Origin of the sequence: Vibrio sp. 10N.239.312.D08, from assembly GCF_041466145.1 — a bacterium.
GTDB lineage: Bacteria > Pseudomonadota > Gammaproteobacteria > Enterobacterales > Vibrionaceae > Vibrio > Vibrio crassostreae_C.
The window spans coordinates 151,563-167,058 of sequence record NZ_JBFSSD010000003.1; the positions used below are offsets into that span (position 1 = coordinate 151,563).

Consider the following 15,496-nt stretch of genomic DNA (forward strand, 5'->3'; position numbering starts at 1 on the left):
AACATTATCCTGAGTGAGCGTGAAAAATATGTCAATAACATAACTTTCACTTATGAGGGGGTAGATTGGATTCAGATTAAAAAATAAAAGAACGTATTATGTCTGAACTTCATATTAGCCGACCTAAAGTCTCCACATCACGGATCAATCCCGCCGTTTCACTATCGATCATTGTGCCGTTTTACGATGAACAAGAGGTGTTAGAAGAGTTTCATTCTCGCTTAACCAAGGTACTGGATAGCTTACCCATCACCAGTGAAATTGTTTATGTCGATGATGGCAGCAAAGACAACAGCTTGGATTTGGTGAGTTCATTCACTTCAATCAATAGCTCAATTTCTGTGATCGGTTTAAGCCGTAACTTTGGTAAAGAATCAGCGATGAGTGCTGGCCTCGAGCACTGCCGGGGACAAGCGGTGATCTTGCTCGATGCCGATCTGCAAGATCCACCCGAGCTGATTCCTCAAATGATTGCCAAATGGCGCGAAGGTTATGACGTCGTCAATATGCAGCGTAGCCAACGTGATGGTGAAACGTGGTTTAAGAAGTTTTCAGCCGCAAGCTTTTACAAAGTCATGAACGTGGCGGCGAAGATCGATGTTCCAGAAAATGTGGGTGATTTCCGACTGTTAAGCCGAGAGGTTGTCGATCATATCAATCAACTTCCTGAACGTAACCGTTACATGAAAGGCATCTTTTCATGGCCAGGTTTTAGACAAGCAACGATTCAGTTTAAGCGCGATGCTCGCTTCTGTGGCGAGACGAAATGGAACTACCTGAAACTCATCGGATTGGCGATGGATGGCATCACATCATTTTCTATCCGCCCACTGCGTATTGCGACGGCCGTTGGTGGATTAGTGGCGCTTACCGCTTTTGTGTATGGCGTCTTCATCGTGTTCAAAACCATGATGTTTGGTGAGCCTATTACGGGTTACCCATCAATGATGGTGGTCCAACTTGCCCTAGGCGGTATTCAACTTCTGAGTATTGGTTTAATGGGGGAATACATAGGTCGTATTTTCATCGAAACCAAGAACCGTCCTTTGTATCTGATCCAATCGGTGGTCGATACCCCTGCATTAAAAACGCATTTTAAATTAGAGGAGTCAGCATGAGCCTGAACCGAACGCACCTATGGTATTTGTTGGCTTTTGCATTGGTTCTAAGGCTCTTATCTCTGGCGACATACCCTTTAATGGACACTACGGAAGCGCGCTACGGTGAGATGGCTCGCTTGATGGTAGAAACCGGCAATTGGTTAACCCCTCAATTTGATTACGGCATCCCTTTCTGGGGTAAGCCTCCGATGTTTACCTGGATGAGCGCGATTGGCATTGAGCTGTTTGGTTTGAGTGAGTTTGCTGTGCGTGCGCCACACTGGTTAGCAGGTTTTGCGACGATTTTGTTGGTTGCGTACATGGCTAAGCGCACCGGACAAAGTGCCTTGGTGGCGGCCGTGGTATTGGCGACATGTGGGATTTTCTCTATCGCGGCGGGTGCTGTTATGACTGACATGGCATTAACGTTAGCGATGACCATAGCCATGTTAGGTTTCTACCTATGTTGGTTAGGAGGAGAGGGTTCGAAGGGAGAAGGGAGCGCGAAGACTAATCGGTCTTGGGGCTATGTCGGTTTCATTGGCTTAGCACTAGGCTTGCTGGCAAAAGGGCCGGTAGCGATTGTGATTATGGGTATCGCCGTTTTCCCTTGGTTAGTATTGCAACATGGATTTTTTGGCGCTTTTAAAGTGTTATGGCAACGCTTTCCACTGTTGTCAGGCTTAGGCGTGATGCTAGCGATTGCTTTGCCGTGGTACATCATGGCTGAAATGGCAACACCGGGTTTTATTGATTACTTTATTGTTGGCGAGCACTTTAAGCGTTTTGTTGTGAGTGGTTGGGAGGGCGATTTATACGGTTCTGCCCATGACCAAGCAAGAGGCATGATTTGGATTTTCTGGATTCAAGCGGCTGCGCCGTGGTCGATTGTGTTGCCTATTTTGACTTTCGCCCGTCGTAAGAAAATCGCAGAAGTTAACGCTGAACATAGTGGGTTGTTTTCATTCCTTGTGTGTTGGTTGGTCTCTCCTCTAATTCTTTTCACTATGGCGGGTAATATTCTTCCAGCTTACGTCCTACCGGGTATTCCAGCCCTTGGCTTGCTGGTGGCAACGCTTGTGGTAGAAAAAGATAAGAAGTGGTTCTCGAGTGTGGCTTTGGTGCTACCTGTGCTGTTAATGATTGCGATGGTCTACCTCAACCTAGGCAAAGCGAACGAGAAAAGTGACCGTATTATCTTCGAGCAGATCACGGATGAAGCGCCGAGCTTTTACATCGGTAAACGACCGTTCTCTGGGCAATTTTACAGTCATGGACAAGCGAAAAAGCTACTTGATGTTAAGCAGTTAGATGGTATCGACAAGTTCTATCTGATTGGTAAAAGAGCGGAAGTGGAAACCAAGATTAAAGACAATGCGTTGACCTGTATTTTAGAGCCGACGGTGAAGATCAAGCGCGCTCTATTTAGTTGTCATAGCCAAAACATCAAACCAAATCTATCGTTGAGCCATATTCGAAGTGATGGCGATGTTCAATTTTAACTCGTCATCGAGACTGTTTAGCCACAAGTTCGACGTGCTAAACCAAAAACTACAACCTCATCTTAAGATGATTAAATTCGCTATGGTGGGGTCGGGTGGCTTTGTTGTCGATTGTGCCGTGTTTGCGTTGCTGCATTACGTTATTGGGCTGCCGTTAATGAGTGCTCGAATTGGCTCTTTCATCGTTGCAGCAACGACAACTTGGTTTGGAAATCGAGTGTTGACCTTTGAATTCAAAGGGCAGGGGAATTGGTCCGAAAAGCTGATTCAATGGCAAAAGTTCATGTTCTCTGCATCAATATCGGCGATACCTAATTTGCTGTGCTTTAAGTTGATGACTGAATTGCTGCCTGCATTTACTGGGGCAGTGTTTATCGCAATGGCGGTTGGCATCTTGGTGGGCATGGTCAGTAACTATTTGCTTAGTCAGTATTGGGTGTTTGCTCGTTAGGCTATCTTGTAACAGACACAAAAAAGCGCAGCTAAATAGCTGCGCTTTGTGTTTTTACGATAGCGAAGTCAATCGGTTCGCGATATTAGCGTTGTGCTGCGCGCTGGCGGTTCTTGCCGTTACTTGCAGGTTTGCCACCTTGACCATTGCCCGCTTTGTTACGGTTTGGTTTGCCATTTCCGCCGCCATTACCTTGTGATTGCTGACCACCAGGACCTTTCTTAATGAAGCCAGTCGCTGGTTTACGAGCATTGCCATTACCGCCACCTTGGTTAGCATTACCTTGGCTACCGTTGCCGTTACCATTCGGCTTCTTGCCACCCGGTTTCTTACCAGAGTGGTTACGTGGGCTTTCGCCACCAAGACCTGGCTGAGATTTACTGTGCTTAGTCGCAAAGCGTTGTGAACCGTGACGACCAGACTTACGACGTTGTGCCGGTGTTTGTGCATCAAAGTCTTCTGCTGGTACTAGGCAGTTTGCTTTGTCACCAATTAGGTGCTGTTTACCCATGCTGATCAGTGCTTCACGGATGATTTTCCAGTTTTCAGGATCGTGGTAACGAAGCAGTGCTTTATGCAGACGACGTTGACGATCACCTTTCGGCACAGGAACATCTTCACGCTTCTTATATTTCACGCGTTTCAGAGGGTTAGTCTCTGAGTAGTACATCGACGTTGCATTACACATTGGCGATGGGTAGAAGTTCTGTACTTGGTCACACTCGTAGTTGTGCTTTTTCAGCCACATTGCTAGGTTAAGCATGTCTTCATCTTCTGTGCCCGGGTGAGCAGAGATAAAGTAAGGAATTAAGTACTGTTTCTTACCGGCTTCAGCGCTGTACTTCTCGAACATCTCTTTGAAACGATCGTAAGTGCCCATGCCCGGCTTCATCATCAGATCCAGTGGGCCTTTTTCAGTATGCTCTGGAGCAATCTTCAAGTAACCACCAACGTGGTGAGTCACAAGCTCACGAACGTATTCTGGAGATTCAATCGCTAAGTCGTAACGTACACCAGAAGCGATCATGATCTTCTTAACACCCGGTACTTTTCTCGCAGAGCGGTACAGGTCGATAGTGTGTTGATGGTCTGTGTTTAGCTTTTCACAGATTTTCGGGAACACACATGATGGACGACGACAGTTAATTTCAGCTTTTGGATCTGAACAACCTAAACGGTACATGTTCGCCGTTGGGCCGCCCAAGTCAGAAATAGTACCTGTGAAGCCCGGTACTTTATCTTTAATGTCTTCGATCTCATCCAAGATAGATTCTTTCGAACGGTTCTGAATGATGCGACCTTCGTGCTCTGTGATTGAACAGAAAGAACAACCACCAAAACAACCACGCATGATGTTAACTGAGGTTTTGATCATGTCGTATGCTGGGATTTTCGCTTTGCCGTACATCGGGTGCGGAACACGCTTGTACGCAAGGCCAAACACGTAGTCCATCTCTTCTGTGGTCAATGGAATAGGCGCTTGGTTAATCCAAAGCTCGCGATCACCGTGACGTTGAATCAGAGCACGACCTGAGTACGGGTTTGTCTCAAGGTGCAGAATACGACTAGCGTGAGCGTAAAGAATACGGTCATTGTTTAGCTTTTCGTAACCTGGGATACGAACCGCTGTAGTTTTTGCATCGTGACGAGAAGGGCGAATAGTAATAGGTTGCGCTTTTACTTCTTCTTTTTCGTCTTTCTTGGTATCACACTGAGTTTCAACTTCGTACGGGTTAACCGGAACATACGCTTTGTTCGGCTTTTCGATACGAGAAGAGTCAATGATCTTGAAGCCTTCAGGGGCCGCAGGAAGATTGATAGCAGTACCGCGGATATTGGTCAGCGTAGACATGTCTTCACCATCGGCAATGCGGTGTGCTACTTCAACCAGTGCACGCTCAGCGTTACCAAAAAGAAGAATGTCAGCTTTTGCATCAAACAATACAGAGCGGCGAACTTTATCTGACCAGTAGTCGTAGTGAGCTACACGACGTAAGCTCGCTTCAATACCACCAAGCACGATTGGCGTGCTTTTGTAAGCTTCACGACAACGTTGAGAATAAACCAGAGTTGCACGATCAGGACGCTTGCCACCTTCATTGTTCGGAGTATAAGCATCATCGTGACGTAATTTGCGATCAGAGGTGTAGCGGTTGATCATGGAGTCCATGTTACCCGCTGTGATGCCGAAGAATAGGTTAGGTTTACCTAGCTTCATGAAGGCATCTTTATTGTCCCACTTTGGTTGAGCAATAATGCCCACGCGGAAACCTTGAGCTTCAAGCAGACGGCCGATGATAGCCATACCAAAGCTCGGGTGATCGACATAAGCGTCACCAGTTACAATAATAATGTCACAGCTATCCCATCCAAGAGCATCCATCTCCTTTCTACTGGTAGGCAAAAAGGGTGCAGTTCCGTAGCACTCGGCCCAGTATTTTTTGTGTTCGTGAATAGGAGTGATATCGCTGTACATATTTCAACCTCTGATTTTTGAGGCGGGAATTATAGCGGCATGAGCCTAGACTAGCCAGTAGAACATGCCCCTGTTAGTTCTGGTGTCTTTCGTCTTTTTACGGTAAATGGCGACAAAAGAACCATACAACAGCATAGTTGAAGCCTTGAATAACGTCGCTAATTTGTGATTTTGATTAGTGTTCGCAGCAGTTTTTGATATTATTCGCGAAAATAAGTCTGAAGAAGTAGATCCACAATGGTCGAAACGTTATTAGTACAATTTGCTCCGATGCTTTTAGGAGCCCAACTGATCTTAACCCTCATCTTGGTGAAAGGGGATATTTGTCCGGGGCAGCGTGGTCGTATCCACAAGATGTTACCTGCGATTGGCGTGCTGTGGCTTGCCGTTGCCTCAGTAAAAATTGAAGCCTTTCTGGTCGTGTTTGCGATCTTTTATTTCTATTCTCAAGTTCAAACTAAGAAGACACGCGATTCTGGCCCTATTTGGGTGATGTACTTAGCTTGTGGTTTGGCATTGTCTTACGTTGCTATCCAAGCGACGGAACAAGCAACTACCGTTGGTATCATCACTACTGTATTGCTAGTGGCACTGTTAGGCTCAGCGTTTGGCCATTTACTGCTGACGATTGCAAGAACACGCTTACAGGCATTTCACCGTGTTCTGCCTGTTGTTGGTGTTTTGACGGGCATGTTGGTGGTTTTGGCAACAGTCGTGAGTGTCTATTCTTTGTCTGAAGCTCAACTAGAACCAGTGATTTCAACGCTACTGTTCAGCTTTGCTTTGCTAATCTCAGCTATCGTGGTGTGGTGTTGGCATCTACTGTTCGTTAAAACCCCGGAAAAACTTCAACTGACGGTTTCGTTACTGATGTTATTGGCTGCGGCTGTGGGTTTAACGCCAGTGTGGGCACTTTAATCGCGGACTTTCATTAATTACGTGCGCTCATTAATCACGCATTCTCTTTAAGAAGTGTGATCAGTTTTTTAGCATGGCCTTGGTAAGCGTTCTAAACTTAATTTTAGTCGGTGTGTTCGTAAGGAGTACGAGATGGATTTAAGCAACGTCAAAGGTTTCGATAGCATTATCTTGCTGGGAATCGTGAATGAGAAACTTCGCCTAGAGTGCGATAGCTTTGAAGAGCTGATCAGTATGTATGAAATGGATATAGAAAGTGTCGTGGGCAAGCTCGATATGCTTGGCTATCAATACGACCCATTGACTAACCAGTTTAAGTCTTATCCAAGATAGTCTATTTTCGCGAATCAACAGATATCGAAAATCATCGATACTGAAACTAAAAAGTCACAGATTATCTGTGACTTTTTTTGTTTCTGGCGTTTGCCTTTCCGATTTAATACAGGCTTAAGCTAGCTCAATAATGAACCTCTTAAACGACCTCAATACCATCTAAGTGACTCTTACTCTGCTGTCTTGCTGTGCTAAAGAAAGCCTGTAGGTAACGTTTGTCTTTTTCTGAGTTTCTTACTGCGGCAAACAGTCTTCTTGAAAGCCCTTTACCTAACGGTTTGCTGGCTATCAAACCTTGTCTTGAGAACTCACTGATCGCCCAATTTGGTAATGCCGCGACACCTAATCCTGCCGATACCATTTGCACCAACATTAAGGTGTTGTCTGCTTGTTTCCACTTCTTAGGTTCTACACCTGCTGGTTGCAAAAAGTGTTTCACGACGTCTAAACGTTGTTTTTGAACAGGATAGGAGAGCATGGTGAGATCGCTAAGATCTTGCGGATCAATGCTCGCTTTATCGGCCAAAGGCGAGTTGATCGCGGTGATAAGACGCATCTCAAAATCGAAAAGCGGCTCGTAATGAACCTCAGAGCGAGGCTGTATATCAGAGGTGATCACCAAATCTAGCTCGCCTGCCATTAGCGCGGGTAGCGGCTCAAACCCAAAGCCTGACGAGAAATCTAGCGTTACGCTTGGCCAAGCCACTTGATATTCCTTCAAAGCAGGCATTAACCATTGGAAGCATGAGTGACATTCAATCGCCATGTGCAAACGACCATTCACATCCTCTTTCAGGCTCGCGAGTTCGTTCTCCGCTTTAGCTATTCTTGGCTGTATCTCATCGGCAAGCCTAAGCAAAATCTCACCTTCAGAGGTGAACTTAACTGGTCTAGTTTTACGTAGGAAAAGCTGACCACCGATACGCGCCTCAAGGTCTTTCAGTTGGTGAGAAAGCGCCGACTGAGTCAAGTGAAGAGAAGTTGCCGTCGCTGTTAGCGAGCCGCTGTCTCTTAAGGTAGTCAATGTTCGAAGGTGTTTAAGCTCTATCATGAGTTTTCCTCATATTCCCTAAGCCAATTTAATATTTCTTAATAATCACCCTACGGGGTTTTCTTTCATTTGTAAACGTCTAGATGTCCAGATGGATTTAATTTTTCAGCTTTAGATTATTCAAGATGAATATTTTTAATAAACAAGATGAATATTTGGACGTTGTTCATCGTTCAGATTAGGGAGATAGTTTAGCCATCTAGACGCCTTGTAAAGAACTTAAACCATAAGCTAGGCAGTTTGATCGAACACTAAAAATTATTGAATAAGGAACAGGTTCATGACTACGACAACGCATATTTTAGGCTACCCACGTATCGGCGAAAAACGCGAACTCAAATTCACTTTAGAAAAATACTGGCGCGGTGAGATTAACCAATCAGATTTAAAGCAACTCGGTAGCGAACTAAGAAATCGTAACTGGAATGTACAAGCTAAGGCGAATCTAAGCTTTGCAACTGCGGGTGACTTCGCATGGTACGACCATGTTCTAACAACGACGTTACTTCTAGGTCATGTACCTGAGCGTCACGCTGGTGGATCAGAAGGTGAAAAAGCCTTCCCAGATTTAGATACCTTGTTCCGCGTTGGTCGCGGTCAATCTCAAACTCAAATACAATCTCAAAGGCAGCCAACTTGTTGTGGCGCTAAGCACGGCTCTGAAAGCGCTAAAGATGGTGCAGCAGCATCAGATATGACGAAGTGGTTCAACACTAACTATCACTACATTGTTCCTGAGTTCAGTAAAGACGACACCTTTGAAGTGAGTTGGCCACAACTGTTTGACGAAGTGAGTGAAGCGATAAAATCCGGGCATAAGGTGAAGCCAGTTTTGTTAGGCCCGTTATCTTATTTATATCTTGGTAAAGAAGTGGAGGAGGGTTTTGATCGTTTATCTCTTCTTCCGCGCCTTCTTACCGCTTACCAAGCAATTTTGGCAAAACTCGCTAAGTTGGGGGTTGAGTGGGTTCAAATCGATGAACCAATTCTTTCTCTTGAGCTTGAGAGTCAATGGGCAGATTCATTCAAGTTGGCGTATCAAGTGATTCAAGGTGATGTGAAGCTACTCCTTACCACGTACTTTGATTCTGTGACTGACACGTTAGATAAAATCATGGAACTGCCCGTCAACGGCTTACACATCGATTTGGCTGCCGCACCCCAGCAACTCGATCAAGTGGTGAACAAGCTACCTGAAGATTGGGTGCTTTCTGCAGGAGCAATCAACGGACGCAATGTTTGGCGAGCAGACTTAGCCGCTCAACTAGAGTTACTACAACCAGTGAAAGAGAAGCTAGGAGACAAACTTTGGGTAGCAAGTTCATGTTCACTTTTGCATAGTCCAGTCGACCTTGAGTTAGAAGATTCACTCAGCGATGAAGTGAAGAGTTGGTTTGCTTTCGCGAAACAGAAAGTGACCGAGGTGAGTATATTGGGTGCGGCACTAGACGGTAACCACAATGCTATCTTGGCGTGTGAAACCTACAGCCAGCCGATTGTTGCACGCAAGAGCGCGACTAATGTGAATAAGCCGCAGGTTCAAGCTCGTATTAACACCATTACCAAAACCCTAACCGAGCGAAGTGCTCCTTATGCCGAACGCGCTTCACATCAGTCTGAGGTGTTAGGTTTACCATTATTGCCAACCACAACAATTGGTTCATTTCCACAAACCGGAGAGATCCGTGTTCAGCGTAGTGCTTACCGCACTGGCAAACTGAGTGAAGCGGAATACAACACCGCGTTGAAAGGTCATATTGCGGATGCGGTGAAACGACAAGAAGCACTTGATTTGGATGTACTGGTTCATGGTGAAGCTGAACGTAATGATATGGTGGAGTACTTTGCTGAAAATCTAGCAGGCTTTCAAACCACTAAGTTTGGTTGGGTACAAAGCTATGGCTCACGCTGCGTGAAGCCGGCGATTGTGGTCGCGGATATAGAGCGTGAGAAGCCGATGACCGTAGAATGGTCGACCTATGCCCAATCTCTGACCTCGAAGCAGATGAAAGGGATGCTGACAGGCCCAGTCACTATCTTATGTTGGACATTCCCACGTGAAGACATTTCACGCAAAGAGATCACTAATCAATTGGCATTTGCGCTGCGAGATGAAGTGTCTGATTTGCAAGACGCGGGCATCAACATTATCCAAATCGATGAACCAGCGATTCGTGAAGGTCTGCCATTGAAAAAGCGCGACCACGCAGAATACCTAGAGTGGGCGGTCGATGCCTTTAAGATCTCAGCGGCAAGTGCTAAACCAGAAACTCAGATTCATACCCACATGTGTTACAGCGAGTTCAACGAGATCATTGATTCAGTAGCCGCGCTAGATGCCGATGTGATTACCATTGAGACTTCTCGCTCGAACATGGAACTGCTGAAAGCATTTGAAGGGTTCAACTACCCGAATGCGATTGGACCTGGCGTTTATGACATTCACTCACCAAACATCCCGTCAGAAGAGTGGATTGTTGATTTACTTAAGAAAGCGGCAGAGAAAATTCCAGCGGAACGTTTGTGGGCAAACCCTGATTGTGGGCTGAAGACACGGAACTGGGCAGAGACGGAAGCGGCGCTGACTAACTTAGTTTCGGCAACTAAAGCACTGCGTAAAGAGTGGGAATCAACCGAGGCATAATTCAGCTTAGGATTTTGATTGCTTCATAAAACAAAGGCCTCGCATTTGCGAGGCCTTCTGGTTTTATACTTGTTCGAATCTCGAGCTAGAATCTAGCTGCTGCTCTGACACGTCTCTTTGCTGATCAACTTCTCAACCATCAGTTGTCCGCGAGTGTTGCGAATCTTGATGTTGTAAGCCAAGCCCATATCAAGGTTTGCTCTCACTTCAGAGTTGGTGCAGTAGCTATTCACACTCATGTCTACAACTTGGTTTAAAGGCTTAGCACCTTTTGCATCTTGGTTGTAGATCATCATGATTTCGATAACCGTGTTTTTTGCTAGCACGCGCATGACCGACAGTGGACCATACTCAATCGGCAGGCCTGCAGATAAAACGCCAGCTCGGTGCTGCGCCATCATCTCTAGCTGTCTTTGTTCGTCTTGCTCACTTGAAGCACAGCCTGCAAGCAGAGCTAAAGCCAGTGAGCCAATAATCCATTTTTTCACGTTAAAATACTTTCTTGAATGGTTTTACAATCACATTTTGGTAAACGCCAGCATCAATGTACGGGTCAGCGTCTGCCCATGCTTGTGCATCTTCCAAAGAGTTAAATTCAGCAATCACAGTTGAACCTGTAAAGCCTGCTTCGCCAGGGTTATCTGAATCAATCGCTGGCATTGGACCTGCTGTTAACAGTCGGCCTTCATCGTGAAGTGTTTGTAGGCGTTCTAGATGTTGTGGGCGAACACTTAGGCGTTTTTCTAATGAATTTTCGACGTCTTGAGAAAAAATCACGTACCACATATTGGTATATCCTTATTTTACTTCACTGAATTGGGGGCGTTTAAATTCGCTATCTTGCTAATTTACGCGAACTAATTGGTATTGGAAGAGCTAATGATAAGAAATTGTGAAATGGTGCGAGAGAGAAGTATGGTCTTTAGCGATTTCATTCGTTGAAACTAAAGACCGTCTACATTAGCAGCTTGGTGAAAAGTACTATTTATTGATCGGGCGAGGCTTACCACCCTCATCGACAGCAACGTAGTTGAACGTTGCTCCACAAACCTTATATCGGTCGCCGATACCGTGATCAAGTACAGGCTTAACCCAGACTTCTAGGTCGATATTCATCGAGCTGCGACCAATCTTAGTGCAGTCACCATAAACACACACAACATCACCCACTGAAACCGGCTGTTTGAACTCGATACTCGATACTGAAACCGTGACTATCTTGCCGTTAGATATCTCTTTTGCCAGTATGCCGCCAGCAAGGTCAAGCTGTGACATTATCCAACCACCGAAAATCTGGCCTGCTGCATTTGTATCAGAAGGCATCGCTAATGTGCGAAGAAGTAAAGAACCAATCGGGTTCAAAGTTGATTGAATAGTCATTGTCGTACTCTTAATGGTATTGATTGTTTTATATAAAAATAGATGTGTTTACGAGACTCGTGGTGGTCTAATTTTTAACGTCTTCACCGAACACAAATAATCAGCGGCCAATGATCACGAGTATCATTGGCCAATCGCATATTGATAATAATTGTATCAAATAGGGTATGAGGACTCATCCCTAAGGGCTATTTCTCGTCGGTATTTTTATCCGTTAACTCTTTCTGCTGGTCTTTTGGTAGATGCTTATAGATATAAACACCAGTGAGCAAGGTGAAGAGCAAGGTCGCGATGAGTAGACCAAACACTTTGAAGTTGACCCAAACATCCAACGGTAGGCTGAAAGCAACGTAAACGTTGAGAACGGCACATAGGGTAAAGAACAGCGTCCATGCCCAGTTGATCTTGCCCCATACCGAATCAGGCAGTGTGATCTCTTTGCCTAACATACCTTTAATCGCTGATTTGCCCATGATGTGACTGACCGTCAGGCCAATCGCAAACAGTGCGTAAACGATGGTGACTTTCCATTTAATGAAGTTGTCGTCGTGCAAGAAGATGGTCATGCCACCAAATACGGCAACCATTAGAAAGGTGATGACCTGCATTTTTTCGACTTTCTTGTAGATGAAATAAGTCAAAATAATTTGAACTGCAGAGGCAACGATCAAAGCGCCGGTCGCGGTATAGATGTCGTACATCTTATAAAGCGCAAAGAAAATAATGAGAGGAATGAAATCAAGAATTTGTTTCATGAGACACTGACTATCCAGTTAGTTGAGTTGCTGACAGTCTAACGAAAACTGTCTCGATGCTAAATAGCTCGAGACAATTGGGTGCCAATTAATTCAATCTAACCACTCATCGTGTTTAAAGAGTTGAAGCAGGTTATCGCATTGACGAGGTTTGATAGCGAGGTATCAGCTTTTTGATATCTTCAAGGTAACCTTCGCTCTTTAAGCTGTCTAAGGTGTTTTCGAGCTCTTGCTCACTCATGGCAAAACATGTCGATTTACCGGTCGTTAAGTCGAGATACTCGTGATATTCACGCTCTGTGAAGTGGCCAATTCTGTCCATTAATAGGGTTTTAATTCCATGGTGAATCAAGCCGTAATACGTATGTCTTTGTAAGGTCATAGCCTATCCTCCGTGACAAGCTGCAGTGAAACTGGTGCAACCTGCTGTATATTGGTTGGGTTATCTATGACAAAGCAACTCGAATGCCATTTTCTCCAACGGAACAGAATAAATTCCCGGCTAAATAGAATTGAACTTCTTTTCAAATAGTTAAAGGAAGGTACGTTCTATTCTCTGACAATCAATACGAAACAGACATCAAATAGTTTCATTTTGAGAACGGAAAAATTCTCATTATGACGCTCTCCTGCCGCTTATAAAGAGGCCTACCAACAATGATTGCCGCTAATCGACGAGCCAATCAACAAGCGTAGATAAGGATGTATTTTGTCGATTCTTGGGTTGCAGCAAGAAGTAACCATTTCCAGAGAAAACACTGCCTTCACTCACTTTTACCAATCTACCTAAATCAATATCTTGCTTGGCCAGTGTGATGTCGCCTATGGCAATGCCAAACCCTTGAATGGCGGCGTTCATAGCTTGATCGAGTGTCGCGAATTGTTGGTTGTTCTTGCTTGAAAGGTCGTGGCTGCCTATGTGCTCTAACCAAAGTCGCCAATCACTTTGCTCATTGTTGGCGTGTAGCCAAGTGTATTGGGCAAGCTTGTGTGGCTTGATGATGGTCGATGCGTCGTCGACAAGATGGCTCTGTGTAATGCTTTGTGCTTGGCAAACGGGCGCTAGCTGCTCGTTAAACAATAATTGGCTGATAATCGATTGTTGGTTTGGCTTCTTACCATAGATAATTACGGCGTCAAACGGATCAAAGCTTGGTTCGAAGACGTGCTTGATGGTCGACGTCAGTTCGACATCAATTTCAGGATAGGCTTGCTGAAAAGACATCAACTTAGGTAGTAGCCAAGAGGTAATACAGCTCGGTGCGTTGAGTTTGATCTTAGACGGAGAGCTAGCCACTTGATTTAGAGCCGATTGCAGCTGATGAATCGTTCCTTGTATCAGGGGAACCAGTTCTTCTCCTTTCGGCGTTAAAGACAATCCGCGAGCATGGCGATAGAAGAGATCACAGCCAAGGCTTTCTTCAAACGACAATACCTGACGACTCACTGCACCTTGCGTAACATTGAGCTCATGTGCCGCGCGTGTAAAGTTGAGGTGCCTTGCCGTAGACAAAAACGCGAGCAAGGTTTTGGTTGAAGGAAGTGTGCGATTCATATCTTTACCTATGACTTTTTATCATGGCTATTATGTGATTATTTCGATTCATTTATCAATAGTGTTCTGTTTGAATGTAAATACTTAATCATCATTTGTGATTCAATATGTGTATAAGTCACATTTTTTGAATATGAAGGCAATGATGAAGACATTGTGATTTTGTGAAAGGGATAGCTTCTTGACATCTTTTATTGATAGCTTAGTGCCTCAGGCTGTAAAAAAATTAATACCTTATCAATCGGCAAGAAGAATTGGTGGTGATGGACGTGTCTGGCTAAACGCCAATGAATTGGAAAGCTCGCTGTTTCAAGGAGAAGCAAGTCACAACCGATACCCAGACTTCTTACCACAAGATATTGCTAAGGCTTATCAAGATTACTGTAGTACCGATGCCGCGACTGTGGCTGTTCGTGGTGCAGATGAAGCGATTGATTTGCTGATCAGAACATTCTGTAAACCGGCGTGCGACAACATACTTATCTGCTCTCCAACGTATGCGATGTATGAGTTTTGCGCTGATGCATTGGCGATTAATACCTTGGACTCTCCATTGCAGGAAGACTTTAGCCTGAACGTCGCTGATATTGTGAATAAGGCAAAACTGGCGAATATCGTGTTTCTTTGCTCACCAAACAATCCAACGGGCAATGTGATTCCTAAATCGGATTTGATTCAGGTACTGGAAGGCACGACTGGAAAATCTCTAGTGGTCGTCGATGAAGCGTATATCGAATTTGAACCACAAACGTCAGCCGTTAGCCTTATTGAGCGTTATCCGCACTTGGTTGTGATTCGCACTTTGTCTAAGGCATTTGGACTGGCTGCAGTTCGTTGTGGTTTTATCTTAGCGAGTCAAAATGTGATGCAGTATGTCGCGAAGCTGATTCCACCTTATCCGATGCCAGATTGCTCATCTCAAATTGTATTAGACGCGTTGTCTGATGAACGAGTCTCAGTGATGCAAGATGCGACGCAGAATCTGGTTGAGCTGCGTAACTGGTTTGCTTGTGAGTTAACGCAGTTTGATTTCATCGAGTCTGTTTACCCTTCATCGACAAACTTCATTTTGCTGCGTCAAAAAGCTGGGCATCAAGTGTTCAGTGTCTTGGCGAAGGACGGCATTGTGACAAGGAACCAAAACCATGAACCGGCTTTGCGTAACTGTGTTCGAATCAGTATTGGTAGCCAAGAGAGCATGCTAGAAGTGATAACGTCACTAACACGTTACCAAACCGAATTAGAACAGAGTCAACAAGGCAAACACATTCAACAAGCTCAACATAAAGAAACTCAATCTCAACTCGATAAAGATCATATCTAGGATGGCA

Annotated in this window: 15 protein-coding genes; 7 read left to right on the forward strand and 8 right to left on the reverse strand. The window is 44.9% G+C overall.

Annotated features, from left to right (window positions below; all coding sequences use genetic code 11):
- Positions 1 to 98 precede the first annotated feature (98 nt).
- The 3 genes from AB6D58_RS03155 to AB6D58_RS03165 are packed head-to-tail and all read left to right on the forward strand — an operon-like array spanning position 99 to position 3,053.
- Positions 99 to 1,118, forward strand: a complete 1,020-nt coding sequence (locus AB6D58_RS03155) for a glycosyltransferase family 2 protein (RefSeq protein ID WP_050634924.1) — start codon at positions 99 to 101, stop codon at positions 1,116 to 1,118.
- Entirely contained in the window at positions 1,115 to 2,602 is a 1,488-nt protein-coding gene (locus AB6D58_RS03160) for a glycosyltransferase family 39 protein (protein WP_017063527.1), read from the forward strand. Before AB6D58_RS03155 ends, AB6D58_RS03160 begins: the two co-directional genes overlap by 4 nt.
- A complete protein-coding gene (locus AB6D58_RS03165; protein WP_372156496.1) occupies positions 2,589 to 3,053 on the forward strand; it encodes a GtrA family protein in 465 nt (154 codons plus the stop codon). The genes AB6D58_RS03160 and AB6D58_RS03165 overlap by 14 nt, the downstream gene beginning before the upstream one ends.
- Positions 3,054 to 3,138: 85 nt before the next feature.
- Here AB6D58_RS03165 and AB6D58_RS03170 read toward each other — a convergent pair whose 3' ends face one another.
- Complete coding sequence (locus tag AB6D58_RS03170; protein WP_408063617.1) at positions 3,139 to 5,436, reverse strand: YgiQ family radical SAM protein; 2,298 nt, start codon at positions 5,434 to 5,436, stop codon at positions 3,139 to 3,141.
- 330 nt (positions 5,437 to 5,766) lie between these two features.
- Between AB6D58_RS03170 and AB6D58_RS03175 the strand changes: the two genes are divergently transcribed.
- Both AB6D58_RS03175 and AB6D58_RS03180 read left to right on the forward strand, forming a co-directional pair.
- Positions 5,767 to 6,447 carry a hypothetical protein gene (locus AB6D58_RS03175; protein WP_017062029.1) on the forward strand — a complete coding sequence of 227 codons (681 nt, stop codon included), beginning with the start codon at positions 5,767 to 5,769 and terminating at the stop codon, positions 6,445 to 6,447.
- A 132-nt stretch (positions 6,448 to 6,579) separates the two neighbouring features.
- Positions 6,580 to 6,780, forward strand: a complete 201-nt coding sequence (locus AB6D58_RS03180) for a DUF4250 domain-containing protein (protein WP_004736508.1) — start codon at positions 6,580 to 6,582, stop codon at positions 6,778 to 6,780.
- Between the two features lie 139 nt (positions 6,781 to 6,919).
- Here AB6D58_RS03180 and AB6D58_RS03185 read toward each other — a convergent pair whose 3' ends face one another.
- Positions 6,920 to 7,831, reverse strand: a complete 912-nt coding sequence (locus AB6D58_RS03185) for a LysR substrate-binding domain-containing protein (protein WP_102393596.1) — start codon at positions 7,829 to 7,831, stop codon at positions 6,920 to 6,922.
- Positions 7,832 to 8,111: 280 nt separating this feature from the next.
- Between AB6D58_RS03185 and metE the strand changes: the two genes are divergently transcribed.
- Entirely contained in the window at positions 8,112 to 10,475 is a 2,364-nt protein-coding gene (gene metE / locus AB6D58_RS03190) for a 5-methyltetrahydropteroyltriglutamate--homocysteine S-methyltransferase (protein WP_372103165.1), read from the forward strand.
- Between the two features lie 92 nt (positions 10,476 to 10,567).
- Here metE and AB6D58_RS03195 read toward each other — a convergent pair whose 3' ends face one another.
- From AB6D58_RS03195 to AB6D58_RS03220, 6 genes are all read right to left on the reverse strand, one after another.
- Positions 10,568 to 10,963: a GspS/AspS pilotin family protein gene (locus AB6D58_RS03195; RefSeq protein WP_017062026.1), complete on the reverse strand. Its 396-nt coding sequence runs from the start codon at positions 10,961 to 10,963 to the stop codon at positions 10,568 to 10,570.
- A gap of 1 nt (position 10,964) precedes the next feature.
- A complete protein-coding gene (locus AB6D58_RS03200; protein ID WP_004741234.1) occupies positions 10,965 to 11,261 on the reverse strand; it encodes a YciI family protein in 297 nt (98 codons plus the stop codon).
- Between the two features lie 195 nt (positions 11,262 to 11,456).
- Complete coding sequence (gene yciA, locus AB6D58_RS03205; protein ID WP_010438001.1) at positions 11,457 to 11,855, reverse strand: acyl-CoA thioester hydrolase YciA; 399 nt, start codon at positions 11,853 to 11,855, stop codon at positions 11,457 to 11,459.
- Between the two features lie 188 nt (positions 11,856 to 12,043).
- Positions 12,044 to 12,610, reverse strand: coding sequence for a septation protein A (locus AB6D58_RS03210; RefSeq protein ID WP_017061509.1), 567 nt, complete (start codon positions 12,608 to 12,610; stop codon positions 12,044 to 12,046).
- Between the two features lie 133 nt (positions 12,611 to 12,743).
- On the reverse strand, positions 12,744 to 12,992 hold the full coding sequence (locus AB6D58_RS03215) for a hypothetical protein (RefSeq protein WP_017069991.1): 249 nt from the start codon (positions 12,990 to 12,992) through the stop codon (positions 12,744 to 12,746).
- Between the two features lie 285 nt (positions 12,993 to 13,277).
- Entirely contained in the window at positions 13,278 to 14,165 is an 888-nt protein-coding gene (locus AB6D58_RS03220; protein ID WP_102393386.1) for a LysR substrate-binding domain-containing protein, read from the reverse strand.
- 181 nt (positions 14,166 to 14,346) lie between these two features.
- Here AB6D58_RS03220 and hisC point away from each other — a divergent pair, with 181 nt between their 5' ends.
- Positions 14,347 to 15,489: a histidinol-phosphate transaminase gene (gene hisC, locus AB6D58_RS03225; RefSeq protein ID WP_017067399.1), complete on the forward strand. Its 1,143-nt coding sequence runs from the start codon at positions 14,347 to 14,349 to the stop codon at positions 15,487 to 15,489.
- The last annotated feature ends 7 nt before the right edge of the window (positions 15,490 to 15,496 follow it).